This window comes from Streptomyces sp. NPDC004838 (assembly GCF_053600955.1).
In genome coordinates this window covers 1-25,743 of sequence record NZ_JBSGAW010000019.1, presented here as the reverse complement: position 1 = coordinate 25,743, position 25,743 = coordinate 1, and the positions used below count along the sequence as shown (strand labels likewise).

Below are 25,743 nucleotides of genomic sequence, written 5' to 3'. Positions count from 1 at the left end.
CACCGGTTCCGACGCCCGGCCGGTTGACCTTCTCCCCCAGGGAGACTCCAGTATCGATTCCGCCGGGCCAACCACCCCGGCGCGAGGAGATCACCGCATGGATCAGAGCGAGTCGGGGGACCGGCGGGGACGGCTCACGATCGGGGCGTTCGCCCGTGCTTCCCGGCTGTCGGCCAAGGCACTGCGACGCTACGACGAACTGGGGCTGCTGCCGCCGGACCACGTCGACGAGTACACCGGCTACCGCTACTACGACGAGTCCCAGCTGGAGCGTGCCCGGCTGGTGGCGTGGCTGCGGCGGATCGGGATGCCGTCGGCCCGTATCCGCGAGGTCTGTGATCTGTGGGAGTCGGATCCGGCCGCCGCGGCGGAGGCCGTCCGGGCGTACTGGAACGGGGTCGAGGCGGAGACCGCCGCCCGACGCGACCTGGTGCTCTTCCTCGCCGATCAGCTGTCCCGAGTGTCCGGGGCGGCGCCGTTCAGGGGAGAGGACGAAGGAACGATGACAGCACCCACACTCGGGATCAGCTATGCCGCGCGGACGGATCGAGGTCTCGTCCGTGAGACCAACCAGGACGCCGTATACGCCACTTCACGGGTCCTTGCCGTCGCCGACGGTTTCGGCGGGGACGGCGCGCCCGCTAGCGCCGCCGCCATCGACGCGCTCAGGGAACTGGACGACGCCCCGCAGCCGGGCGAGACACGGGCGGGGGATCTGCTCAACGCGCTGGAGGACGCGGTGCACCGGGCCCACTCCGCCGTGAACGGCTTCGCCGACTCCGGCACGACCCTGACCGCGATGGTGCTGCACGGTTCACGGCTGGCCCTGGTGCATATCGGCGACTGCCGGGCTCTGCTGCTGCGCGACGGGGAACTCTTCCGGATCACCCACGACCACACCGTCGTCCAGGCGATGATCGACGAAGGCGGTCTCACGGCCGAGGAGGCCGCCTCCCACCCCCAGCGGGCGATGCTGCTGCGGGCGCTGGAGGGCGGTCAGAACCCGGCCCGCCCGGATCTGCGGCTGCGGGAAGCGCGGGCGGGCGACCGGTATCTGCTCTGCTCGGACGGCCTGTTCACGGTGGTCTCGGACGACGATGTACGGGACGTCCTGGAGGCGGTCCGGGACCCGGAGGAGGCGGTGGAGGAGCTGATCGCCCTGGCCCGTCGCGCGGGCGGCCCGGACAATGTCAGCTGTGTCGTCGCGGATGTGACAGCCGTCTGAAGCCGTCCGGGCAACGGCCGTTGTCCGGACCGTCTTCGGCGGACCCCCGGCCGGTTCACTTCTCCGGCCGGGGGTGCGCGACACCTGCCTCCGGCGGGACTCCTGCGCCTCGTGCCTCCGACCGGGTGCGCGAGCCTCCCGTCTCCGGCTGGGTGCGCGCGGCACCTGCCTCCGGCTGGGGAGCCGCGCCGACTGGGCCATTGCCCGCGCGTCCCTCTCAGCCGCGGTCCGCTTGCCGCGGGCCGCCCGGTCCGTCGTCAGAGCCCCCATGGGGTCGGTTTCGCGGGACGGTAGGAGCAGTACGCCCCGGTTGTCACCGATTCCCTGAGATGTGCGGCCAGTTCGGGGTGGAGCTTCTCCAGCTTGCGGAGGGTGTCGCGGATGCGGGCGGTGACTGTTTTGCGGGCGCGTTCGGCCTCGTCGCCCAGACGGCGGGTTCTGCCGCCCAGACCGGCGGCCGAGCGCAACTCGTCGAGCAGACGCTCCCGTTCGCGGCCGAACTCCGCGGCGCGGCGGTCGTCTCCCAGTTCGGCGGCGCGGTCGATTTCCTCGTCCAGCCGCTCCAGATGTCGCCGGTAGCGGGTCTTGGCCTCTTCGTCGAGTACCGGGTCACCGCCGAAACGGCGGGCCGCGGTCGCCAGTTCGCCGCCCTCCGGGGAGAGAAGGGATACGGCGGACACATCGTCGCCCGTGCGGGCCAGCAGGGTATGGAGGTCCCGCAGCCCCTTGGCGTCCGGGACATGGACCGACCGGCCTTGGAAGGCGAGCGCCCACACGGCTCCGTCACGCCGGAACCGCATGGCCGGTTCGACCGCGGCCCCGCCCGGTTCGGTGGTGGCGCCTGGCTCTGCCGTGCTCCCGGCCGTGGCTGGTTCGGCGACCGCTGGTTCGGCGGTGGCGGCCGGTCCGGCCGGGAAGACGTCCCCGGCTGCGGCGGGTTCAGCCGCCGAGCCCATACCCCCGTACGCATCCGCGGCCCGGCCATGCGCCCGCAATCCGCTGCCGGAGGCGATGGAAGCACCGGAAGCATCCGAAACACGGGAAGCACCGGAAACACGGGAAGCGCCGAGCGCGCCCGGTTCACCGGACGCGCCCGAGTCGCTCGAAGTACCGGCCCGACCCGGCGCACCGTGGCCGCCCGTCCTGACCGTCCCAGCCGAGGCGCCCGCGTCGGCTCCAGCGATCGCGACAGGTCCGGCAGGTCCAGCGGCTCCGGCAGGCCCGGCGGTTCCAGCGAGTCCGGAGGCTCCCGCAGGCCCTGCGGCTCCCCGTGTGTTCTCCTCCAGCAGATACGTCAGCCGCAGCTGCTCCGCGTCGCGCCGTAGCCCTGCTGTCAGTTCGTCGGGGGCGTCGGGGCCCAGCACCCGCACCAGCGCCGCCCGCGCCCGGACCGACCAGGGCCTCGCCCGCATCCGGTCGGCCGATTCGTACGCGGCTGTCAGCGAGGCCACCGCCGCGTCGCGCCGCCCCCCGGCCGCGTCCAGCATGCCCAGCCAGAGGGCGACAGGGCCGCCGATGTCGCAGCCGTACAGGGAGACGGCCCATTGGCCGGCGTGGGGTGCCAACGCGGTCCTGGCCTCCTCGATCCGGGCCGGATCGCCCGATGCCGCTGCCGTCTGGGCCCGCAGCCGCATCTCCAGCGGGGCGAACATCCGGGGAACCGGCTCGGGGAGCGCCGCCAGTTCATCGGTCATGCGCAGCGCGAGGGAGAGGTCGCCGCGCTCGATCGCGGTGAGCCCGATCGCGAGCTGGGGGTAGGGGTGGTCCACCTCGTCGAACTGGTCGATCACCGCCTGGGCTTCCTCGAACCGTCCCTGAATCAGGAACAGCGCCCACCACATATGCGTCGACACATAATTCAACTGGCCATGGTCGCGCTGAAGCCCTCTCGCCTCCGCCAGCAGGTCCATCGCCTCGGTGAATCTGCCGGTGAATCCGGCGACGAGACAGTTGTCCACGGCTTTGAACAGCTCGAACATGCGCAGAGCCACCCGGTCCGCGTCGGCGGAGAAGACACGCAGCCGGTTGAGATAGCGCGGGTCGCCGAGCTCCAGCATCGTCACCCAGGACATGCCCATGGCGTGCAGTTCCATCTCGCGGTTGTGGGTGCGCCGGGCGACCTCGGTCATCTCCTCGGTGAGAGTGAGCCGCTCCGCCGCGGAGCCGAGACCCCAGATGGAGTCGAACCGGGCCCACAGGGCGAACGCGAGCGCGTCGTCGTCGTCTTCGCGCCGGGCCAGTGCGGTGGTCCGCATGGCCAGATCCTGGACCATTCGTTCGGCGGAGAGACCGGTCGGCTTGTCCCCATCACCGATCAGCGCGCCGTGCGCCTCGCGGAGCAGATCGCCCCGGCGCGTGGTTCCGGCGGACGGGCCCCTGATCGCGCATTCGTGCTGGTGGACGCTGATGGCCACACGGGAGAGCAACCCGGGCTCGCGCATCTCACGGGCGAGGGTCACCGCCTGCTCATAGCACTGCCATGCCTCGTCCTCCTTGCCGAAGCGCAGCAGAAAGCTGCCGAGGTCGAGCATGATCAGCGTGGCCCTGCGGGGGTCGCCGTCCGCGACCTCCAGCGCACGCCGGTAGTGGCCGATGGCCTCTTCCGACGCCAGCCTGCTGGACGCGTCCCTGGCGGCGCTCACCAGGAGATCGGCCCGCCTGCCGCCGTCCAGTTCGCCGCCCGCCAGATACGCGTGCCGCGCGAGATCGGCGGGGAGCAGCTTGTCGCCGAGCGCGGGGGAGCCGTCCAGTGGCCGTACCGCCGCGGGGGAGAAGCCGCGTGGCCGCACGGCCCGGTCCAGCGCCTGTACGGCCGCGGCATGGCCCGAACGCCTGCGCGCCTCGTCCAGGGCTTCGTACAGCGTCTCCCGTACGAGATCGTGGACGAAGGCGAACCGGCCGGCCGACCGCACGGTCACCAGCCGGGCCGCGATCGCCCGTTCCAACAGCCGGTCCACCTGCGGTACGGGCTCGGAGGCCGCCGCCGCGAGCACCTGGCGGTGGAACTCGCGGCCGAGCACCGCCGCCACTTCGAGCAACCGGACGACCTGGTCGGGCAGAAGGGCGAGCCGTCGCCGGACCGCCTCGCGCACACCGGGCGCGACCGTGGTGACCGGGCTGCCGCCGCCCCATATGCGAACGGTCTGCTCCACGAAGAACGGGTTGCCCCCGGTGCGCCGGTGGATCTCCTCGACCAGTTCCGGATCCGGCCCGCGGCCCGCGATGAGAGCTATCAGCGCTCCCACTTCATCCCGGCCCAGGCCGGTCAGGGGCATGGTCGCCGCCGCCCGCGCCGCCAGTGGCACGATCAACTGCTGGAGCGGGTGGCCGGCGGCCTCCACCTCCGGGTCGCGATAGGTGCCGATCAGCAGCAAACGCTCGAACCACGCATGCTGTGCGGCGAATTCGAGCAGCTTGAGGGAGGCCGGGTCCGCCCAGTGCAGATCGTCGAGGACGACCACGACGGGCTGCTTCTGGGACGCCGTCACCAGGGCGGTCGTCACCGCGTCGTACATCGCGAAGCTCTCGCCGCCCTCGTCGCGGCCGGTGGGGTCCTCGCCGAGGAGGACCGAGAGCCGCCCGCCCGCCGCGCTCTCGGCCTCGGCCCACTCCTCGGCCGACATCCCGCGCCGCAGCCCTCGGACGACCTGGACCCATGGCCAGTACCCCGGCGCGCTCTCCGAGTCCCAGCACGAACCGCCCAGCACCAGCGCCCCGCGCCGCCTCGCTTCGTCGGCCGCTTCGGTGACCAGCGCCGTCTTGCCGATGCCCGCCTCTCCCGTGACCAGCACGAGGCCCCCGTGGCTCTCCGTCGCCCGGCCGATCTCGGCCCGGAGGACGCCCGCGGGGTGATCTCGCCCGATGAGTGCAGGGGTCATGCCCAAAACGATAAGAGGGGGCACTGACAATCGGCATGCGAGAATCCCCGCCCCCGGCGTATGCGCAGGTCAGCCGTCCGCGCCCGGCTCCGCGCCGGAAAGCCGCGCCTCGGAATCCGCACGCCGGAGGCCGCCAATCCGGCGCCTCGGAAGGCGGTGCCCGAGTTCCCCGGCGAGGCGCTCTACCGCAACGACCGGTACGGCAACACGTACGTCGTGGACCGGCCGGGCCTGACGAGCTGCCGGTCCACCAACGTGTTGTCCAGGTCGATTAGCACCAGAGGCTGCACGCCCTGAGCCTGGATGATCAATTCCAACGGGGGCCGTGATAGTACGGGGTGAGTGAGCGGAGGGTGTCTTGTCCGGTGCGGTCGTTGTGCCGGATCGCGGCGGTGAGCGCGAGTATTCGCTGCATGACGCGGGTGAGGACACCGCGGGGTGTGCGTCCCCGGTGTCGTTCGAGGTCGAGCTGCCCCTTGAAGGTCTCGTTGATCGACTCGATGGCCTGCCGTAGCGGCTTGAACAGGGACCCGCCGGGCCGCTGTGGTTCGCCCTTGCGGGTGGGGGCGCAGCAATTCGACTCCCTGTTGGGCGAGTTCGCGTTGCGATCCCCGCGGCCGGCCGCCGCGGAGCCAGATCCGGACGTTCCCTCAGCAGGTTGTCGGTCGTCTCATAGAGTGCCGTTCATAGAGTGCCGTCGCGAGGGTGTCCAGGTTGTTCGTCACAAAACAATCTTGGAGGCCCTCGTTCTCGTCTCCGCGGGCACCCCTTGGAATCGACCATCTGGTGAGTCTGATCTGGTCACCGGTACACCAGAAAGGATCGCGGCATGTCCAGCGACCGTCTCATGCGCATCCACAGCGCCGAGTTCCAGGCCATGGCCGAGAGGGTCCTGCGGGTCACCGAGCTCACCTCCCGCCTGAACGTCCTACCTTTCGAGGACGAAGCGGGCAAGGCGGAACTGTTCGGGCAGATCCTCGGCAAGCCACTGCCACCGAGAGTCACGATCTATCCCCCCTTCTTCACGGACCATGGCCTGAACCTCGACCTCGCCGAGCGCGTGTTCATCAACCAGAACTGCACGTTCCTGGACTATGCCGGCATCCGGCTCGGCGAGCGCGTGATGGTCGGCCCGAAGGTCACGTTCATCACCAGCGGCCACCCGGTCGATCCCGAGGAGCGGCGGCTGTACCTCACCGGCGCACCCATCGACGTGGCGGAGAACGTGTGGATCGGCGCCGGTGCCACAATCCTGCCCGGCGTCAGCATTGGCCGTGATGCCGTGGTCGCCGCCGGCGCGGTCGTGGCCGAAGACGTTCCGCCTGCAAGCCTGGTGACCGGCAGCAAGGCAACCGTGCACCGACGGTGGTGACGACCTCTCCGGGGCCACGCCGAGACCTCCGTACTCCGTACTCCGTACCCCGGGTTCCGGGGTACGGGGTACGGAGTACGGGTTCCCGTGAGGGTCGGCCTGTCGTGGGGCGGTCCGCCGGGGTCAGTCGAAGGGCATGGTCGCCGCCACCGGCTCGCCCGGCCTGCCGACGGGGCCGACCGTGCCGGTCATCAGCTGTGCGAGCTGTCCTCCCGCTCGCACGATCCGTACCGGCAGGGTGTCCGTCAGTGGATCGCCCGAGCCGCCCCAGTCCTCCGAGGCCGCGTAGACGGCCGTCGGCACGACCAGCGCCCGCAGATAGGCGAAGAGCGGACGTAGCGCGTGCTCGAGCACCAGCGAGTGCCGGGCGGTGCCGCCGGTCGCCCCGATGAGGACGGGCTTCCCGGTGAGGGCTTCGGGCTCGAACAGGTCGAAGAACGACTTGAAGAGCCCGCTGTACGAGGCCGTGAAGACGGGCGTGACCGCGATCAGTCCGTCCGCTTCCTCCACCGCCTCGATCGCCTCGCCGAGCGCGGGCGACGGGAACCCCGTCACCAGATGGTTGGCGATGGGAACCGCCAGCTCACGCAGTTCGACGACCCTGATCTCGACCTCGGTCCCGCCCGCGTCCAGGGACGTGCGTACGGCCTCGGTCAGCCGGTCGGCGAGCAGACGGGACGACGACGGCACGCTCAGCCCGGCGGATACGGCCACCAGCTTCAGGGTCATGACGTCTCCTTCGAGCCGGTCGAGTTGTTCGAGTTGTTCGAGTTCTCCGAGAACGGCGAGGCGCTTCCGCCGCCGGACGCGTTCGCGCGGGCGACCGCGGGGTGCACGGGTGCGGACTCCGGTACTCCGGCGGGCCGCAGGTTCGCGAACTCCTTGCGCAGTACCGGTATGACCTCCTCGCCGAGGATGTCGAGCTGCTCCAGTACGGTCTTGAGCGGCAGCCCGGCGTGGTCCATCAGGAACAACTGGCGCTGGTAGTCCCCGATCGCGTCACGGAATCCGAGGGTCCGCTCGATGACCTGCTGCGGGGAGCCCACGGTCAGCGGCGTCTGCTCGCTGAAGTCCTCCAGCGAGGGACCGTGCCCGTACACCGGCGCGTTGTCGAAGTACGGACGGAACTCGTTGACGGCGTCCTGCGAGTTCTTGCGCATGAACACGTGGCCGCCGAGTCCGACGATGGCCTGCTCGGGCGTTCCGTGCCCGTAGTGCGCGTACCGCTTCCGGTAGAGGTCGACCATCTTCTTGGTGTGCTGCATGGGCCAGAAGATGTTGTTGTGGAAGAAGCCGTCACCGTAGTACGCGGCCTGCTCGGCGATCTCCGGCGAGCGGATCGAGCCGTGCCAGACGAACGGGGGCACGCCGTCCAGCGGGCGCGGGGTCGCGGTGAAGGACTGGAGCGGCGTACGGAACTTGCCCTCCCAGTCCACCACGTCCTCCCTCCACAGCCTGCGGAGAAGCGCGTAGTTCTCGATCGCGAGCGGTATGCCCTGGCGGATGTCCTGGCCGAACCAGGGATAGACGGGTCCGGTGTTGCCGCGGCCCATCATCAGGTCGACGCGCCCGTCCGCGAGGTGCTGGAGGTATGCGTAGTCCTCGGCGATCTTCACCGGGTCGTTGGTGGTGATCAACGTGGTCGAGGTGGAGAGGATCAGATTCTCGGTCCGGGCCGCGATATGACCCAGGAGGGTCGTCGGGGACGACGGAACGAAGGGCGGGTTGTGGTGCTCGCCGGTCGCGAAGACGTCCAGGCCGACCTCTTCGGCCTTCTGGGCGATGGCGACCGTCGCCTTGATCCGCTCGTGCTCGCTCGGCGTACGACCGTTCGTCGGGTCGGTCGTGACATCGCCGACGGTGAAGATGCCGAACTGCATGAAGCTCACCTCTCCGGGTTCAGTCCTGATTCCGTCGGTGGAATCATTGGTTGAATCTTGAACTAAACCCTACAACGAGAGTCCCCGTCGTCCTATTCCGCCCCCCCACGCCGGGCCCCTTGGATCTCTGTGACCCCTGTGACCTCTGAGATCTCTGAGGGCCGAGGCTCCGGCTGGGGTCCGTCCCGGGCCCCGCCAGAAGCCCCCGCTCCGGACTCAGGCCCGGACCCCGTCCGGGCCAGGTCCTTAATCGCCCGGTCCGGCGGCCGTCGGGAACAGCCGGCGGAAGGCGTCCGCCGACTCCGTCCCCGACCGTCCGAACGGCGCGTCGAAGTCCCACACGAGGAAGAGCAGGAACGCGATCAGCGCGCTGAAGAGCCCCGCGAGCAGCAGCTCCCGGTAGCTGAGGCCGATCTGCATCGTGAAGATCAGGCCCACCGTGATCAGCGCACCGATGATCAGGCCGAACCACACCACACTCGGCAGGGTCGCGCCCGCGCTCTCCACGCGCGCGTTGCGCGCGTCGTCGGCGACGGACACCTGGTCCAGCATCGGCTGGTACGCCTGAGCCTCCAGCTCCCCCACGGGCGCTCGCCTGGCCACATCCGTCCGTACGGTGGTGAGCAGTTCGGCCCCGCGGTCGGAGATCTCCTTGCCGTCGATCATCCGCGGCCACTCCCGGTGGACGACGTACGAGACATAGGCGTCGACGTCGGCGGTGAGCTTCTTCCGGTAGTCGGCGGGGAAGACGTCCGCGCGCTGGGTGACCTCGTACAGGGCCTGTGCCTCACGGCGTACCTCGTCCTGCGCGGTGCTGCGGGCCTCCCAGACGCCCGCGATCGCGAGACCCAGGACGATCGCGTACACCACGCCGAGCATCATCGTCATGTACTCGAGGACGTCGGGGGTCTCGTCGGCCTCGGCCCCTGGCGTTGTCTTGCCTGTCTCACCCGTTTCGCCCGCCTCCCCCGCTTCCGCGGATGCCAGGGCCTTCTCCCGTCGGCGGTGGCTGAGCAGTGTGCCGATGAGGACGACACCGCAGGCGGCGGCCATCGCGATGGCCAGGACAAGCCATTCGGACATGGGGATCTCCGTGTCTGTGTTCGTGTGTACGAGGGGGCTTGTGCGACCTAGGGCCGCCGGGGCCGCTGGCGGCTGTCGCTCAGCGCCCGCGCCGGGGCTTCAGCAGGGCCGCGGCGAGTACGGCCGGGGTGGTGGTGACGAGCACCAGGACGACGAGGGGCATCCCGTCGCGCTCGGGCCTCCCGGACAGCGGGCGGTGATGGCGTACGGGCTGCGCTCGCGGCGGCGCGGCGGGCGGCCGGGCGGCGGGCGGCGGCGGGGGAGGGGCCGGGAGGACGATGGCGCGGGGGCTCGCCGAAGGAGCCGGTGCCGGTGTTGGTGGCGGTGCCGGCACGGGCGGCGGTGGTACGGCCGCCGGTGGCGTGGGGGTCTCGACCGGAGTCGGCGTGGGTGTGGGAGTGGGAGTCGGCGTGGGCGGGGGTGTGGATGTGGGGGGTGGCGTCGGGGTTGGCGTAGGGCTCGGGGTGGGTGTCGGTGGTGGCGGCGGAGCCGGGCAGTCGCGGAAGACGTAGACCGACACGGATACGTAGACCGACAGCGGCAGCGGCCCGGACGCCGAGACGGAGGCCGAGGAGCAGAGGATGCCCGGCACGCTGATGTACGCCGAGGCCGACAGGTGGAAGGGGTGCGGCCAGAACACCGGCCGGGGTCGGTGGTGCCGTGCCGGGTCCTCGGGAGGGCCGGGTGCCGGGTCGGCCGACGGTACGGGGCGGGGTGCGGGACCGGGTACGGATGCGGATGCGGATGCGGGCTTCGGCCTGGTCGGCGGTACGCCGTCGCGCGCGGGCACGGGCTTCCGCGCGGTGCCGGGCAGCGGCGCGGGCGCGGGCTTCGGTCCGGTCTTCGGCCCCGTCTTCCGTCCGGTCTTCGGTTCGGTCTTCGGTCCCGTCTTCGGTTCGAATTCCGGCTCAGGCTTCGGCTTGGCGCCGGGCCTCGGTTCGGACTCAGGCGTGGGCCGCGGTTTCGGCCTGGGCGGTTCCACGGGGCGTGACGTCGGTGCCGACTCCGCGGACTCCCGCGAGCCTCCCCACCCTGACAGCAGGCCGTCCACCAGCCCCGACACCGGGTCCGTACCGCCGTGGCCATGGCCGTCCCCGTCCCCGTCCCCATCGCCGTCGTCGTCCGCGCCCGGCCGGAACACGGCCTTCGCCCCGCGCCCGGACTCCGGGCCCCTCGCGAAGGCCGCCGACACGGAAGTCGCCGAAGCGGAAGTCGCCGCGGTCGCCGTCGACACCGCGGACGCCGACGTCCGTAATAAGCCTGCCGCGGCATCGCCCACAGCGGTGGCTGCCCCCACCCCCTGCGAGCCGAGAATCGCCGTGATCGCCAGTGCGCTCAACTGCTCCCATCGGGCCACATCAGCACGTTATGGGCGCAGGGCGGGCGCAGTGGTCACTATCACTTAGATAGGTGAGTAAGACATTTGTCGGACGGTGCCCCCACAGGGGCAACAGCTGTAACGCCGCAGCTCATAGCCGTTCCCGCAGGCCGGACGACCGGTGAGCCTCGTCGTTCTCGGTCGCCGCTCTCCCCGGAGAGGGGCTGAGTCGGGGTTCTGTGTAGGGGGAGTGCGTGTCCGAGGTCACGGCCGAGCGATTATGCAACTGGTTGCACAATCGCGCAGAGGTCGCTACAACTGGACCGGACGACACCGCCCGAGGAGGCCCCGGATGACCCCGTACCCCCATCTCCTGCGCCCCCTCGACCTGGGGTTCCTGACGCTGCCGAACCGTGTGCTCATGGGGTCCATGCACATCGGTCTGGAGGAGGCGGAGAACGGGTTCGAGCGGATGGCCGCCTTCTACGCCGCCCGTGCGCGCGGCGGCGCCGGGCTCATCGTGACCGGGGGGATCGCCCCGAATGAGAGGGGCCGTCCCTGGGACGGCGGGGCCAAACTCACCACCGAGGCCGAAGCGGAAGCCCATCGGATCGTCACCGAGGCGGTGCACGCCGAGGGCGGGCGGATCGTGATGCAGATCCTGCACTTCGGGCGGTACGCGTACCACGCCGACCTGGTCGCGCCCAGCGCCCTTCAGGCCCCCATCAGCCCGTACGTACCGCATGCGCTGACCGACGACGAGATCGAGCAGACCATCGAGGACTTCGTACGGGCCGCCGTGCTCGCGCGGTCCGCGGGGTACGACGGCGTCGAGATCATGGGGTCCGAGGGCTACTTCATCAACGAGTTCATCGCGAGCGCCACCAACCACCGCACCGACCGGTGGGGCGGCTCGTACGAGAACCGGATCCGGCTGCCGCTGGAGATCGTCCGGCGTACGCGGGAGCGCGTCGGGGACGACTTCATCCTGATCTACCGGCTCTCCATGCTCGACCTCGTGCCCGGAGGATCGTCACTGCAGGAGGTCGTCACCCTCGCCAAGGAGATCGAGGCGGCGGGAGCGACGATCATCAATGCGGGGATCGGGTGGCACGAGGCCCGTATCCCGACGATCGCGACCTCCGTGCCGCGCGGCGCGTACAGCTGGGTGACGAAGAAGCTCATGGGGTCGGTCTCCGTGCCGCTGGTCACCAGCAACCGGATCAACACCCCTGAGGTCGCCGAGGAACTGCTCGCCGACGGGCGGGCGGACATGGTCTCGCTGGCGCGGCCGTTCCTCGCCGATCCCGACTTCGTCGCCAAGGCGACGGCGGGCCGCGCGGAGACCATCAACACCTGCATCGGGTGCAACCAGGCGTGCCTGGACCATACGTTCAGCGGGAGACTCACCTCCTGCCTGGTCAATCCGCGCGCCTGCCACGAGACCGAGCTGGTGCTCTTCCCGACCCGGCTGCGCAAGCGCGTCGCCGTCGTCGGGGCGGGGCCCGCGGGGCTCGCGTGCGCGCTCTCGGCGGCGGAGCGCGGGCACGCGGTCACCCTGTTCGAGGCGGCGGACGAGATCGGCGGTCAGCTGAACATCGCCAAGCGGATCCCGGGCAAGGAGGAGTTCGGCGAGACGCTGCGGTACTTCCGCCACCAGCTCGCGGCGCACGGTGTCGACGTCCGCCTGTCCACCCGTGTCACCCCCGACACGCTCGGCGGCCACGCGTTCACCGCCGAAGCCGAAGCCGAAGCCGAAGCCGAAGCCGGAAACGAGAAGGCAAAAGGAAACGGGGACGGCCGGGACGGGGACGCCGACGGCTACGACGAGATCGTCATCGCCACAGGGGTGCGCCCGCGGACCCCCGACATCCCCGGCATCGATCACCCCAGCGTTCTCAGCTACCTCGACGTCCTCCTCGGCCGCGCTCCCGTCGGCGAACGCGTCGCCGTTATCGGCGCGGGCGGCATCGGATTCGACGTGGCGGAGTTTCTGACCGACGGCGGCGAGAGCACGAGCCTGGACGCCGACGCGTACTTCCGGCAGTGGGGCGTCGACACCGACTACAGCGCGCCCGGCGGGCTCACCGCCCCCGTGCGCCCGGCCCCGCCGAGGGCCGTGCATCTGCTGCAGCGCAAGACCGGCAAGGTCGGCGCGGGCCTCGGTAAGACGACCGGCTGGATCCACCGCACCGAGCTGAGGCACCGGGGCGTGACGACGACCGCCGGAGCCACGTACGAGCGGATCGACGACGACGGCCTGCACATCACCGTCGACGGCACGACCCGCGTTCTGGCCGTCGACTCGATCGTCCTGTGCGCGGGGCAGGAGCCGATGCGCGGACTGTACGAGGAACTGGCGGCGGCGGGCCGTTCCGTCCATCTCATCGGCGGGGCGGACGTGGCGGCCGAACTGGACGCCAAGCGTGCGATCGACCAGGGGACGAGGCTCGCGGCGACCCTGTGAGGGGCATGCCAGGATCAGGCCATGTCCCTGCCGCACGCCATCCTCACGGCCCTGCTCGAAAAGCCGTCGTCGGGCCTGGAGCTGACCCGTCGCTTCGACAAGTCGATCGGCTACTTCTGGCCGGCGACACATCAGCAGATATACCGCGAGCTGGGAAGACTGGAACAGGCTGGCCATATCCGCGCCCTTCCGTCCGCGCAGCCGACGCGTGGACGGAAGAAGGAGTACGAGGTGCTGCCGGCGGGCCGCAAGGAACTGTCCGCCTGGGTCGCCCGCGCCGAGGACCCGCGCCCGCTCCGCGACGCCCTGCTGCTGCGGCTGCGGGCGGCGGCGGTCGTGGGAAGCGAGGGTCTGAAGGCGGAGCTGGAGCGCCATCTCGCCCTCCATCTGCGGCAACTGGAGCAGTACCGGGAGATCGAGGAGCGCGACTTCCCCCCGGAACGGCTGGTGGCCGAGCGGGACCGGCTGCAGCACCGGGTGCTGCGCGGCGGGATCGAGCTGGAGTCGTTCTGGACGACATGGCTGTCCGAGACGCTGGAAGAACTGACGCCGGACGAACCGCGGACGGACGACCCCCGCTGACGCCTGCCGGTCCCCGCCGACGCCTTCCGGCCGCCCCCCCCGCCGACGCCTCCGGACGACCCCCATGCCGTACACGCGCGTTCCGCTTACCTCCGTCCCCGCCCGTTACCTTTTTCGTGGCCCCGCAATGGGGCGCCCCCCGGCCGCGCCCGCCCCCGCATGTCGCTCGATCCCCGTACTCCGCTACCCGTTACCCGTTACCCGTTCCTCCGTCCGCGCCGGTCGTACGTCGGCCCGGAGTGTCCCGACATGCGGGAACCGAGGGCCTGTGAGAGGTTCGCCAGGTGATGGATTCCTTGATCGCCGGCACACCGGCCCTCCTGGTCGCCGCGTTCTCCTTGACCGCGCTCTTCCTGCTCGCCACCTCCGCGCTCCGGCTGTGCACCGGGGGCCGTACCGACCCGTCCGACGAGGCGCGCTCCGTGACGCTCGCGCTCTACGCGTGCGGGGTCGCCCTCGTGGGCCTGGGCCTGTTCATCGCGCTGATGTGACCGCGCCCGAGGCCCGGTGCGCGAGGTCACGGCCCGCGAGGTCGTGGATCAGAGCCAGCCGTTACGGCGGAAGCTCCGGTAGATCACCACACAGGCCGTCGCCATGAGGCTGAGGACGAGCGGATAGCCGTAGGTCCAGCGCAGCTCGGGCATGTGCTCGAAGTTCATCCCGTACACACCGCAGACCATCGTCGGCACGGCGACGATCGCCGCCCACGCCGTGATCTTCCGCATGTCCGCGTTCTGCGCGACGGTGACCTGGGCGAGGTGCGCCTGGAGGATGGAGTCGAGGAGGTTGTCGTACGCCCCTATCTGCTCGTTCAGCCGGGCCAGATGGTCGACGACATCGCGGAAGTACGGCTGTATGTCCGGTCCGATGGGCGGCAGCGGGTGGTTGGCCAGCGCCAGCAGGGGACGCTCCAGGGGGCCCGCCGCCCGCTTCAGCTCCAGCAGCTCGCGCTTGAGCTGGTAGATGCTGCCGGCGTCGCCGCGTCCCGCGGGCTCGGTGAAGACGGCGTTCTCCACCGAGTCGACGTCGTGCTGGACCGAGTCCACGACGGCGAGATAGTCGTCCACGACCTGGTCGGCGATGGCGTGCAGCACGGCCGCCGGGCCCTTGGCCAGCTGGTCGGGCGTGGACTCCAGCGCCTCGCGCAGCGGCCCGAGCGAGCCGTGCCGGCCATGCCGGACGGTGATCACGAAGTCGGGGCCGGTGAAGACCATCAGCTCCCCGGTGTCCACCACCTCGCTGGTCGCGGTCAGTTCCTCATGAGCGACGTACACACAGGTCTTGAGCGCGGTGAACAGCGTGTCGCCGCGCCCGGTGGGGTCGTCGTAGCGTTCGACCTTCGGCCGCTGACGGGCCTGTACGGCGTCTTCGACGGCGAGCGGATGCAGCCCGAACAACTCGGCGAACACGGCGAACTCGATCGCGGTCGGCTCATGGAGCCCGATCCAGACGAAGCCCCGCCCGTGCTTCCGCACCTGTCGCAGCGCCTCCTGGGCGTTGCCGTCGCAAGGCTGCCGCACCCCGTCCTCGTACACCACACAGTTGACGACGGTGCTGCCCAGCGGTGAGCGGGCCGGGTGGCTGAGGTCGACCGTACGGCGGTAGGCGCGGCGCATCACACGCCGCAGCTTGCGGATCATGGGCACGGCGGTGCTCCTTGAGGCTCCTTCGTATGACCGGGCGAGTCAGTGTGTCACCCGATGGGACCGGAGGGACCACGTCCGCGGGCATTGACCCCGAGAACCACGAGGCCCGCGCTCACGTGGGCCGGAGCCCCCTGAAAACGGTATGCCCAGCCACGAGCGCCCCTTCACCCGGCCGGGAGCGATCCGGCGAGAGTACGCCAAACCGCACCCCCCTCCCGAGGCCGTGCGCACTCCCCGGGCGCGATGCCGCGTGGTCGGTACCCACCGGTCGTACCGCCGGAGCCGGTCCCGCGCCCCACCGGTCCCGCGCCCCGCTGGCCCTCCGCCCTGCCCTGGCCCTCCTGCCCCGCCTCACTCCTCCGGGTCCGCCGCCGGTGGCCGGCCGGCCGACCCGGATCGTGTGATCGCCGACTCGACCGCGCTCAGCCGGTCCGCGAGCAGCCCCAGTGCCGTCACCGCCCGGTCCAGGGCGCCCGCTTCACCGGCCGCTCGGTCACGCAGATACGCGGCCTTCACCGCCGACCAGGTGGCCGCCCGCGCCCCCTCGCCCAGCGTTCCGCGCAGCTCCGCCAGCTTCAGCAGGTTCGACTCCGCGTCGGCGGTCAGGGTCTGGGCCTCGCTCCGGTAGTGGTCGTCGACGACGGCGGACAGTTCGGCGTCGTTCATCGCCGGACTGATCCGCTGGACGATCCTGTTCAGGTTCCGGTACGAGCCCTGGAGGCGGAACGGCGGCTCGGTGCGGGACGCGTCGGCGCGGGCCGCGGAGGCGATGTACGACGCGTTGACCGCGAGCACGGTCGTACGGGCCGTGAGCAGATGGCGCAACACCGCCAGCACCGCGTCGAGTTCACCGGCCGCGTACGCGTGCGTCAGCCGGTCCCGGCGCGCCGTCGGGTCCCCGGAGGCCAGCCGTACGAGCAGATCGAGGTCCGCGCGGCCGTGCGCGGCCAGCGGGGCGAGGACGGGATGGGAGGTCAGGGCGTTCTCGACGAAGCTGGCGGCGAACGCGTCCTCCTTGCCGGTGAGGACATCGCCCAGGTTCCACACGTCGGCCCGGTTCGCGAGCATGTCCGGCAGCCGGAAGCGCGCGCCCGACTCGGTGTACGGATTGCCCGCCATGCAGACCGCGAACCGTTTGCCACGCAGCTCACGGCCGTTGAGGGTGCGGGTCGCGTCGCACAGCGGGATGAACTTCTGGAGCAGCTCCGGCGAGGTGTGCTGGATGTCGTCCACGTACAGCATCACGTTGTTGCCCGCCGACAGCGCGAAGTCGATCTTCTCCAGTTCCCGGCGGGCGGCCGTGTTCGGGGCCTCGGCCGGATCGAGCGAGACCGTGTCGCGGCCGAGCGCCGGTCCGTCGACCTTGACGAGGAGCAGGCCGAGCCGTTCGGCCACGTACTCGACCAGGGTCGTCTTGCCGTAGCCGGGCGGCGAGAGAAGCAGCAGGAGACCGCTGTTGTCGGTGCGCTTGGCTTCACCCGCCACGCCGAGCTGCTTGGCGAGGTTGTCGCCGACGAGCGGCAGATACACCTCGTCGACCAGCCGGTTCCGTACGAACGAGGACATCACCCTCGGCCGGTGGTCGTCCAGCCGCAGCCGGGAGCGCTCGGCGGCGACGAGTGCGCCGCGCGCCTTCTGGTACGCGCGGAATCCGGGCGCCAGACGGTCCGCGAAGTCGCCCGTACGGGAGAGGAACTCATCCAGGCGGAGGGTCAGTGAGCCGCGGGACAGCCGGGGGTGGCTGCCGAGCAGACCCGTGACCGTGCCGGTCAGCGGCGCGTCCACGTCATGGCGCGGCAGCTCGGGGCAGAGTTCCAGAGCCGCCGCCTCCGCCAGGTCGCCGGGATCCACCTGCTCGCCCGAGGCGTCGGCGTACGAGGCGAGCCAGCCCTCCACGAGCCGACGCGCGGAGGCGGGATCGTCGGCCGTGAGGTCGTACGGAGGAGAGCCCACCGCCCGGTGGAACTTGTCGAGCAGCGTCCGCGCCGCCGCGCTCGTCGTGAAGGAGCCCCCGCCCGCCAACTCCTCGATCAGATACGCGGCGGCCATGGACGAGCCGGTGGCGTCGGCCAGTTCGGCGCGCAGGACCGCCAGGGCGGGCGACGACCCGAACAGTTCCCGTGCCCGTACCAGCGACACCGCCTGCCGAGTCCACCTCCCCCGGTCGGCCGGGGTCGTCCCGTGCGCCCAGAAGAGCTGGGCGTTCGCCCGCGCGGCTCCCGGAAAGCGCAGGAGGCCCGCGTGGGAGGAGAGCCGAAGGAGGAGGGCGAGGATCGCCTCCGCGTCGTGGTCGTGGACACCGCGCTCATAGCCCTCGTCGTACGACTGCGAGACGGCGCGCGCCACGAGGGCCGCCGGATCCGCGCCCGCCGAAGCCTCCGGCAGCAGCCGCGCGGCCAGATACTCCGCCCGGTACACCTCGGGCGACTCCGAGGGCAGGGTCCGCGTCCAGTACGGGCTGGCGGCGGTGGGTGCGGCGGGTGCGGCGGGTGGGGCGGCGCGGTCCGGGTCGCCTTCCCGGCTGCTGGACCGGTCGCGGTCCGGGTCGCCGTCCTGGGAGTCAGTCGGGAAGCCGGCCGGAGACCGGTAGTCCGTGCCGGTCAGCGCGAAGGCCATCCCGTCGCCCGAGGGCACGAGCGTCAGTTCCGGGGCCTGGGTCGTCACGGCGAACCGGTGGCGGCCCAGGCGGATCGTCCGGCCCCCGTCCTCGAACAGCTCGGTCCGGTCCCGCAGTGCCCGTCCCGCCTCCTGACGGGCCGCCTTCAGCCGGCCCGTCAGCTCCTCCGCCCGCACCTCGTCGCCGAGCGCGCGCAGTTCATCGGCCGTGCGCCGGATCCGGGCGGCCATCGGATCGGAGGCGAAGAAGGCGCCGACCGCGTCGGCGCTCTCCAGCGTCGCCGCACGCCGGGCGATGGCCTCCAGCACTCGGGCCGCGGAGTCGGCGAGGCGTTCCGCGCGCCGGGCGCGGGCGTCCCGCAGCGACTGCTCGCGCGCCGAGAACGCCTCGTACACCTCCGTGCGCTTCTCCTCGATCCGGCCGAGGAATCCGTCGTGGTCGGCGAAGCGCGACTCCAGGTTCTCCAGCTGGAGCAGCAGCCGGGCGAGCTGCGCGGCGCAGCTCTCCGGCGAGTCGACGGAGGCGAGCGCACCCGTCACCGACTGGCCGAGCAGGGTCAGTTCGGCGGCGAACTCGGCCCGGTCCTCCCGTTCGGCCAGCTCCTCCCGGCGGGCCGCGAGGGTGGCGCGGGCGCGGTTGACGGACCCGATGACGTGGGCGATCCGCTCCAGCACCCCGGTCCGTACGGTCGCGTCGCCGATCTCCAGGCCCGCGACGATCTCGGTCAGCGTCCCCAGTCCGGCGGCCCGTTCGTCGAGCCTGCCGGTGACACGGTCGGCCTCGGCGGCCGTGTCGATCTCCGCGGCCTCGGCGGTCAGCCGTGCCAGCTCCTCCTCGTACTCGGTGAACGCGTCGTCGCGCTGGAGGAAGGCGACGGCCCGGCGCGCGGCGGACGCGGTGTCGTTCTCGACGTCGGAGGCGAGGGCGTCGATGGCGTCGGCGTCCGCGTACCGCATCTCCTTCAGGGTCAGCAGCCGGCCCTGACAGGCGCGGAGTTCGGTGATCCGTGAGACCCACTCCTCCGCCGTGGCGGGGGCCTCGCCCCGGATGCGGCGGACCAGCCGGGCGATCTGCGCGGCGGTGTCGGCGAGCGCGTCCGCCGCCTGCCGGGTCAGTGTGCGCACGGTCGCGAACTCGTCCAGCGTCTGGGCCGCCGTGGTCCGCAGCTCCGCCAGCGGGGCGCGCAGATCACCGGCCTCGGGATCACCCAGCCAGTGGTACCGGTCGGCGGTCCGGACACAGGCCGCGAGCAGCGTCTCGTACATCCGCGCGCTCGGTGTGGTCTCCATCGCCTGGCGGGCGACGGCCAGGCAGTCGGAGAGTCCTCGTACCAGATCGGCGTTCCCGATCCGCGCGAGCGGCCCCTCGACGGCCGGGACGGGATGGGTGTCGGAGACGTACGGGCTGGTCCAGAGCCTGACCTGATGGGAGTGGGCCGGTTCGGGGGAGTCGGCGCCGGCGGCGGTGTCGGCGGTCGTGTGCAGGACGACGAGCGTGCCGTCGTCGAAGAGGGCGTGGCCACGGCAGAGGAGCGGGTTGTCGATCTCCTTCCGGATCGTGTTGTACGGCAGCAGAAGGCTTCGGCCTCCGGTGCGGGCGCGGAACGCGAACAGCACGTCGTCGCCGCCCGGTGAGCGCACGGCCCGCTCGAACTCCAGCTCCTCCGTGCCGGCGGCCTGGGCGGAGAAGAGTTTCACCGCTCCGCTCGCCAGGCAGTAGCCGCCGGGGAAGACGATGCCCTCGTCGTCGGGGAGCCGGCGGCAGGACCGGCCGATGCCGTCGAGCCGTACGACGGTCGCGGTGAGGGTGTTGACGACCAGATGCCGGACGTCCTCGTTGTACGGGCGCACCCGGAGCAGCAGGAGCGGGCCGACACGGGCGTACGCGATCTCCGCGTCGGCGAGGGACTGGAGCGGCTCGTCCACCGGCTCGCTGTGGACGCCGTCGGGCGACTCGGTGTCGTTCTCCGTCTTGACGGTGAGAGCGCCGCCGACCGTGGAGACGTACACCGTTCCGCCGTCGACGCGGACATGAGGATGGCGGCCGAGTACCTGGTCGTCGCGGGTGGTCGGCGTCCACTCGAAGTCGTACGGCGGTGGGAAGACATGGTCGCGCTCGCCCCGCGCGTCGAGGAATCGCGGCGGGGCGGCCGGGGCGAGTGACCAGCGCAGTACGCGGATGTCCTTCTCGCCGGTGCGGAAGACGGCGAGCAACTTCCCGTCGACCGGGCGGAGCTGGACCAGGCGCGCGCCCTGGAAGTACCGGCAGAGGGCGGCGAATTCGTCGATGAAGGCGGGGTCGTCCAGCAGGCCGGGTTCGGCGTCTTGGGGGAGGCGGTTCAACTCCCGGTCGTAGAGGGCGAAGACCTCGCCGACCGGGGTGCCCGGCGTCAGCGCGGCGGGCGGATCGCAGCCGAGCAGCAGCCGGTCTCCGACGGGGACGATGTCGCGCGCGAGTCCGGGGGTGGCGGTGCGGAGGTGATCGGTGCCGTTGAGGGTCAGCCGGGTGGATCCGAACGCGGCGGTACGGGCCGTGTCGAGGGCCTCGGCGCGGCGGGCGAGTTCGGCGGCCTGGGTACGGAGCCGGTCGCGCAGCACCTCGTATGTTCCCGCGTCCATACCGGTGTTCATGCGTTCAGCTCCCTCAGTGGTGATCGTGGTGCGTCGGCGTCGCCGGGGGCGGCGTTGCCGTGGCGGCGGGGGGTCAGGTCATGCGGGAGTACGGGGGCTTCGGGAGCTTCGGGGGTTCGGGGGCTTCGGGGGTACGCAGCTGCCGCCCCCCGCGCGGCAGCTGCGAGTCTCCCGAGCCCGGCCCGGCCTGCGCTGTTCAGCCTGCGCCGGTCGGCCCGTGCCGTTCAGCGTGTGTCGTTCAGCGCGTGCTGTTCAACCTGCGCCGGTCAGCCCGTGCCGTTCAGCGCGGCCAGTGGCGTGTCCGAGAGGCCCAGCCGGTCGGCGGCGTCGAGCAGTTGCTTCAGCTGTGCCTTCGTGACCGCGCCGGCTTCCGCGCCTGCCGCGCCCGCCGTACTCCCCGTATTCCCCGTACTCCCACCGCCGACGGATCCCATCAGCTTCATCAGCAGCGCGGACACCGTCAGGTTCTGCACATCCGCCGTCGACACCGAGCTCAGGACCGACGTCAGATCGTCGGTGAAGGACGCCGAGCCGTCGAGCCAGGGTCCGGCGAGCGTCCGCGCCGTCTTCGAGTTCTGGACGAATCCGTCGACGCCCTTGCCGAGGGAGACCGCCCCCACCAGCCGGTCGAGGAAGACGGACTCGCCTCCGACGATGTTGATGTCGGCGTTCTCCAGACCGGTCGCGAGGACCGTCGCCTGCGCCTCCGCGATCTGCCGTTGCGCGTCGAGCCCGGCCAGCCGGACGTCCTTCTCCGCCTCAAGGCGCAGCCGGTACTCCTCGTGCGCACGGGACGCCTCGTCCAGCGCGGCCATCGCGGCGGCCTTCTCTGTGAGACCCGCCGCCTCCGCCTTCAACTTCTCGCCGGTCGCGGCGGCCTGAGCGCGTCCCGTCTTCTCGATGGCGTCCGCTTCCTTCTCCCGTACCAGGACCGCCGCGAGCCCTTCGGCCGCCGCTTCCGCCCGCGCCCCCTCGGCGAGCCGGATCCTGGCGCGGGCGTCCATGTCGGCGGCCTTGACGCGGGCTTCGGCGAGGGTCAGTTCCCCGGCCGCCTGGTGGACCGCGGCCTGCTCGGCGGCCTCGGCCGCCTTGATGTCCTTGACGAGCCGCTGCTGGGCATCGGCCTCGGCGGCGATGACGACGGCCTGGCGTCCGCGCTCGGCCTCCTCCACCGCCCGCAGCCGCTTGATGGACTCCTCCTGCTCGGCGACCGTACGGTCCACGGCGACCCGCTCACGGATGACCTCGGCGATGTCGCGGCGCTCGGACTCGACCTCCTTCTCGGCCGAGATACGGGTCAGTTCGGTCTCCCGGTCCCGTGCGATGACTTCGAGGAGCCGGTCCTTCTCGATGCGCTCGTTCTCGATGGCGATCACCCGCTCGCGGTTCTTCGCCGCGACGGCGACCTCCCGGGCCTGGTTCTCGCGCTGAACGCCGAGCTGCTCCTCCGTCTTGAGGAACGCGGTCTGCGCCCGCAGCCGCTCCTCCTCCACCACCCGCGCCGTCTCGGCCTCCTCACGGGCGCGTACGGTGTCGATCTCCCGCCGCTGCTTGATCTCGGCGTCGGCCTGGCGGCGCTCCAGTTCGAGGATCGCCTCGCGGGCGTCGACGTTCTGCCGGGTGATCTCCTTCTCCTCGTGGCGCTGGTACTCGTTGGTGCGCACATGCTCCACTGCGGTCAGCTCGGTGATCTTCCGGATGCCCTGGGCGTCGAGGATGTTGTTGCTGTCGAGCTGGGCGAGCGGGGTCTGCTCCAGATAGTCGATGGCCGCGTCCTCAAGGCTGTAGCCGTTGAGATCGGTGCCGATCACCTGGATGATCCGGTCCCGGAACTCGTCCCGCTTGGTGTAGAGATCGGTGAAGTCGAGCTGCTTGCCGACGGTCTTGAGAGCCTCCGAGAACTTGGCGTTGAACAGTTCCTGGAGGGTGCTCTGGTCGCTGGCACGGGCCGTGCCGATCGCCTGGGCGACCTTGATGACGTCCTCGACGGTCTTGTTGACCCGGACGAAGAAGGAAATCCGGATGTCGGCGCGGATGTTGTCCTGGCAGATCAGCCCGTCACGGCCGGTGCGGGAGATCTCGATGGTCTTCACCGAGATGTCCATGACCTCGGCCTTGTGGAGAACGGGCAGCACGACCTGCCCGGTGAAGGTGACGTCCACCTTCCGCATCTTCGAGACGATGAGGGCCTTGCCCTGCTCCACCTTGCGGAACAGGCGGCTGATGACGAGCAGCAGGGCGACGGCGATGATCAGGACGACGGCGATGAGCACGCCGACGCCCATGGTGATGGCATCCATAGTGTGATTCCCCGGTCGAGAGCGGGTGATGACAAGGCGGCGTTGCCAGGGCGGCACCTGGCGAGAAGGTGATGGACGTGGCGTGGCGATGAGCGAAGCGGTGACGAACGAAGGGGTGACGAATGAAGCGGTGATGACAAGGCGGCCGTGACGAGCGCCGGGTCGGCGGGACGGTCGGTCGGGCCAGCCCGTAGGGCAAGCCAGTAGGGCCGGTCAGTAGGGGGCGACCCAGAAGAACTCGCCCGCGTCGTCGTACGCGTACAGCAGTCCCGTGCTGCCCAGCGCCAAGGCGTGCGTATCGGTCTGCCGGACCTGTACGAGGGCCGTGGAGCCGTCCCGCGCCCTGACCTCCGCCTGGCCGAACTCCGCGTCCACCCGTCCCGTACGGATGGTGCAGGTCAGCCCGATGAAGTCCTGCCGGGACGGCCCGGGTTCATCGGGGAAGAGGCGGGCCAGCGGCCGTACGAGCAGACGTGTCAGCCACCAGGAGCAGATCAGCGCGGCGACCGGTACGACCAGGTCGAGCAGGAGCAGGAGGCCGCCGGTCACTCCCGTGTCCACGAGGAGGACGGAGCCGGCCAGGCTCAGAAACCAGGCCAGTGCGATCAGCAGCGAGGCCGACACCGAGACGGGCACCCCGCCGAGACTCAGCGCGTCGGCGTTCAAGTCCGCGTCGAATCCGTCGTGTTCGGCCGCGCCGATCAGCACGAGGAGCCAGAAGCCGCAGACCACGACGAGGGCGGCGGTGAACACCATCGTGGGGAACCCGAACGCGGCGTGCAGAAACTCGTCCATCGCTGACCCCCTCGTGCGGTGTGTGCGTCCTGTCTCCGGAGCGTGGCCCCGGCCGGCCTCGTTGCCCTGCGCGCGATGACCGCTCTCCCTATCGTGCTTGTCGTCGTCTGTCGGCTTCTTCGCGTCCGGGTTTTCCGGTCTTCGGCATCGCGCCCGTCTCCTCGCCGACCGTCTGCTCATCCTGGCAGGTCGACCGGGTTGTCCGCGTTGCCGGTCTCCGGCAGTCTTTACGCGTTCTTAATGCCGGTCGCATGCCCGTGGGTCGTACATGCAACCCTTGATCGGTCAGACGTCGATCGGTCAGACGTCGATCGGTCAGGTCGCCTGGTCAGGTCGCCCGGTCCGTATGGCGACCGGCGGATCGGGGAGAGCGGGGGAGCGGGGCATGGCGCGGCAGGAAGTACCCGAGGAGTTCCTGGAGGGGTACGCCGGGATACTGGCGGACGCCTGTGCGACCGGCCGGAGGCTGACCCGCGACGAGGTGGAGTCGCTGCGGTCGCGCGGGGAACGGGCGGCCGAGGCGGGCATCGGGCTGCGCCTCCTGGTCCGCGCGCATCTCTCCGCCGCGCAGGCCGTACGCGCGAAGCTGACACTGTCCGCCGCCGGGCATCTTCTCGGCGCCGTCGAACAGGCCGTGGACGCCTTCGCTGAAGGCCATGAGCGGGCCCAGCGGCTCGCGGTACGCCAGGAGGAGGCGGCCCGCCGCGAGTTCATCGACGATCTGCTGTACGGCCGCAGTGACCTCGGCCGTCTCGCCGAGCGCGCCGAACGCTTCGGCCTGCTGCTCTCCCAGGCCCACGCGGTCGCCGTCGCGCAGGGTGCGGAGCCGTACGACGACGGCTTTCCGGTCACGCGGCAGATCGAGGCATCGCTGGTGGCGCGGTTCGGCGACCGGCACATCCTGCTCACCACGAAGGACGGTCGGCTGATCTGCATCGCGCCCGGCGATCAGTCCGATCTGCTGACCTTCTTCGCCAAGCAGGCGTACGCGGCGACGGGCGGCGGCCGGGTCGCCATCGGCCGTGCCCACCCCGGCGCGGGCGGGGTGGTCCACTCGTACGAGGAAGCCCTGAACGCCCTCGATCTGGCGGCCCGTATGGACCTCGACCACCCCGTGCTGCACGCGGCCGATCTTCTCGTCTATCCGGTCCTGACCCGTGACCGTCAGGCCATGGCCGACCTGGTTCAGAGCACTTTGGGGCCGCTCCGGCAGGCGCGTGGCGGACCCGGCCCGCTGATCGACACGCTCACCGAGTACTTCGACACGGGCTGTGTGGCGGCGGAGGCGGCACGCCGACTGTCGCTGAGCGCGCGGGCGATGACGTACCGGCTGGACCGGATCCACAAGCTGACCGGCGCGGATCCGGGCGATCCCGTGCACCGGTACACGCTTCAGACGGCGGTGATCGGAGCGAGGCTGCTGGGCTGGCCGGACCAGGAACTCTGACCTCGGACTCCCGGCCCCGCCTTCGCGTTCCCCTGTGTCGCGTTCCCCCGTGTCGGGCTTCCGTGTTCCGCGCCGGAAGCCCTGTACTCAGGCTTTACTCAGGCTTTGCGGGTGTTGATTTCGTCGGTGAGTTGGGGGATGACGGTGAAGAGGTCGCCGATGACGCCGTAGTCGGCGAGGTCGAAGATGGGGGCTTCGGCGTCTTTGTTGACGGCGATGATGGTCTTGGAGGTCTGCATGCCGGCGCGGTGCTGGATGGCTCCGGAGATGCCGGTGGCGATGTAGAGCTGGGGGGAGACGGACTTCCCGGTCTGGCCGACCTGGTGGGTGTGGGGGTACCAGCCGGCGTCGACGGCGGCGCGGGAGGCGCCGACGGCCGCGCCGAGGGAGTCGGCGAGGGCCTCGATCAGGGCGAAGTTCTCCGCGCCGTTGACTCCGCGTCCGCCGGAGACCACGATCGCGGCCTCGGTCAGCTCGGGACGCCCGGTGGTCGCGCGCTCGGT

Annotated in this window: 17 protein-coding genes and 1 pseudogene; 7 read left to right on the top strand and 11 right to left on the bottom strand. The window is 71.0% G+C overall.

The genetic code is table 11. From position 1 onward, the window contains the following. The first annotated feature begins 97 nt into the window (after positions 1 to 97). Positions 98 to 1,225, top strand: a complete 1,128-nt coding sequence (locus tag ACWEFL_RS21590) for a MerR family transcriptional regulator (protein ID WP_451714980.1) — start codon at positions 98 to 100, stop codon at positions 1,223 to 1,225. Positions 1,226 to 1,482: 257 nt separating this feature from the next. Here the strand turns inward: ACWEFL_RS21590 and ACWEFL_RS21585 are convergent, their stop codons facing one another. Then, entirely contained in the window at positions 1,483 to 5,103 is a 3,621-nt protein-coding gene (locus tag ACWEFL_RS21585; RefSeq protein ID WP_451714977.1) for an AAA family ATPase, read from the bottom strand. A gap of 60 nt (positions 5,104 to 5,163) precedes the next feature. Between ACWEFL_RS21585 and ACWEFL_RS21580 the strand changes: the two genes are divergently transcribed. After that, on the top strand, positions 5,164 to 5,400 hold the full coding sequence (locus ACWEFL_RS21580; protein WP_451714974.1) for a hypothetical protein: 237 nt from the start codon (positions 5,164 to 5,166) through the stop codon (positions 5,398 to 5,400). A 10-nt stretch (positions 5,401 to 5,410) separates the two neighbouring features. Here ACWEFL_RS21580 and ACWEFL_RS21575 read toward each other — a convergent pair. Then, positions 5,411 to 5,708 (bottom strand): annotated as a pseudogene (locus tag ACWEFL_RS21575) (IS982 family transposase); the annotation flags it as partial. 224 nt (positions 5,709 to 5,932) lie between these two features. Between ACWEFL_RS21575 and ACWEFL_RS21570 the strand changes: the two are divergent. Continuing rightward, positions 5,933 to 6,475, top strand: coding sequence for a DapH/DapD/GlmU-related protein (locus tag ACWEFL_RS21570; protein WP_451714972.1), 543 nt, complete (start codon positions 5,933 to 5,935; stop codon positions 6,473 to 6,475). Positions 6,476 to 6,598: 123 nt separating this feature from the next. Here ACWEFL_RS21570 and ACWEFL_RS21565 read toward each other — a convergent pair whose 3' ends face one another. The 4 genes from ACWEFL_RS21565 to ACWEFL_RS21550 all read right to left on the bottom strand — a co-directional run bounded on the left by ACWEFL_RS21565 (position 6,599) and on the right by ACWEFL_RS21550 (position 9,772). Next, positions 6,599 to 7,204: an FMN reductase gene (locus ACWEFL_RS21565; protein WP_451714969.1), complete on the bottom strand. Its 606-nt coding sequence runs from the start codon at positions 7,202 to 7,204 to the stop codon at positions 6,599 to 6,601. Next, the gene (locus ACWEFL_RS21560; RefSeq protein WP_451714966.1) at positions 7,201 to 8,355 is read right to left on the bottom strand and encodes an LLM class flavin-dependent oxidoreductase; all 1,155 of its coding nucleotides are present in this window, start codon (positions 8,353 to 8,355) and stop codon (positions 7,201 to 7,203) included. The genes ACWEFL_RS21565 and ACWEFL_RS21560 overlap by 4 nt, the downstream gene beginning before the upstream one ends. 246 nt (positions 8,356 to 8,601) lie before the next feature. After that, the gene (locus ACWEFL_RS21555; RefSeq protein ID WP_451714964.1) at positions 8,602 to 9,438 is read right to left on the bottom strand and encodes a bestrophin-like domain; all 837 of its coding nucleotides are present in this window, start codon (positions 9,436 to 9,438) and stop codon (positions 8,602 to 8,604) included. 79 nt (positions 9,439 to 9,517) lie between these two features. After that, positions 9,518 to 9,772 carry a hypothetical protein gene (locus ACWEFL_RS21550; RefSeq protein ID WP_451714961.1) on the bottom strand — a complete coding sequence of 85 codons (255 nt, stop codon included), beginning with the start codon at positions 9,770 to 9,772 and terminating at the stop codon, positions 9,518 to 9,520. Between the two features lie 1,336 nt (positions 9,773 to 11,108). On the opposite strand from ACWEFL_RS21550, the gene ACWEFL_RS21545 reads away from it, so the two are divergent. The 3 genes from ACWEFL_RS21545 (at position 11,109) to ACWEFL_RS21535 (ending at position 14,296) form a co-directional block, all read left to right on the top strand. Next, a complete protein-coding gene (locus tag ACWEFL_RS21545) occupies positions 11,109 to 13,223 on the top strand; it encodes an FAD-dependent oxidoreductase (protein WP_451714959.1) in 2,115 nt (704 codons plus the stop codon). A 21-nt stretch (positions 13,224 to 13,244) separates the two neighbouring features. After that, a complete protein-coding gene (locus tag ACWEFL_RS21540) occupies positions 13,245 to 13,805 on the top strand; it encodes a PadR family transcriptional regulator (RefSeq protein WP_451714957.1) in 561 nt (186 codons plus the stop codon). Between the two features lie 287 nt (positions 13,806 to 14,092). Beyond that, complete coding sequence (locus tag ACWEFL_RS21535) at positions 14,093 to 14,296, top strand: hypothetical protein (protein WP_451714955.1); 204 nt, start codon at positions 14,093 to 14,095, stop codon at positions 14,294 to 14,296. A 48-nt stretch (positions 14,297 to 14,344) separates the two neighbouring features. Here the strand turns inward: ACWEFL_RS21535 and ACWEFL_RS21530 are convergent, their stop codons facing one another. The 4 genes from ACWEFL_RS21530 to ACWEFL_RS21515 all read right to left on the bottom strand — a co-directional run bounded on the left by ACWEFL_RS21530 (position 14,345) and on the right by ACWEFL_RS21515 (position 23,793). Beyond that, the gene (locus ACWEFL_RS21530; RefSeq protein ID WP_451715252.1) at positions 14,345 to 15,445 is read right to left on the bottom strand and encodes a magnesium and cobalt transport protein CorA; all 1,101 of its coding nucleotides are present in this window, start codon (positions 15,443 to 15,445) and stop codon (positions 14,345 to 14,347) included. A gap of 357 nt (positions 15,446 to 15,802) precedes the next feature. Then, positions 15,803 to 20,698 (bottom strand): DNA repair ATPase, encoded by a 4,896-nt coding sequence (locus ACWEFL_RS21525; RefSeq protein WP_451714953.1) that lies wholly within the window; start codon positions 20,696 to 20,698, stop codon positions 15,803 to 15,805. A 266-nt stretch (positions 20,699 to 20,964) separates the two neighbouring features. Further along, positions 20,965 to 22,998 (bottom strand): SPFH domain-containing protein, encoded by a 2,034-nt coding sequence (locus ACWEFL_RS21520; protein WP_451714950.1) that lies wholly within the window; start codon positions 22,996 to 22,998, stop codon positions 20,965 to 20,967. 213 nt (positions 22,999 to 23,211) lie between these two features. Beyond that, positions 23,212 to 23,793 carry a hypothetical protein gene (locus tag ACWEFL_RS21515; protein WP_451714948.1) on the bottom strand — a complete coding sequence of 194 codons (582 nt, stop codon included), beginning with the start codon at positions 23,791 to 23,793 and terminating at the stop codon, positions 23,212 to 23,214. Positions 23,794 to 24,178: 385 nt separating this feature from the next. Between ACWEFL_RS21515 and ACWEFL_RS21510 the strand changes: the two genes are divergently transcribed. Next, positions 24,179 to 25,240 carry a PucR family transcriptional regulator gene (locus ACWEFL_RS21510; protein WP_451714945.1) on the top strand — a complete coding sequence of 354 codons (1,062 nt, stop codon included), beginning with the start codon at positions 24,179 to 24,181 and terminating at the stop codon, positions 25,238 to 25,240. Positions 25,241 to 25,338: 98 nt separating this feature from the next. On the opposite strand, the gene ACWEFL_RS21505 is transcribed toward ACWEFL_RS21510, so the two are convergent. Next, positions 25,339 to 25,743, bottom strand: a 405-nt coding sequence (locus ACWEFL_RS21505) for an electron transfer flavoprotein subunit alpha/FixB family protein (RefSeq protein ID WP_451714943.1), incomplete at its 5' end; no start/stop codon positions are given.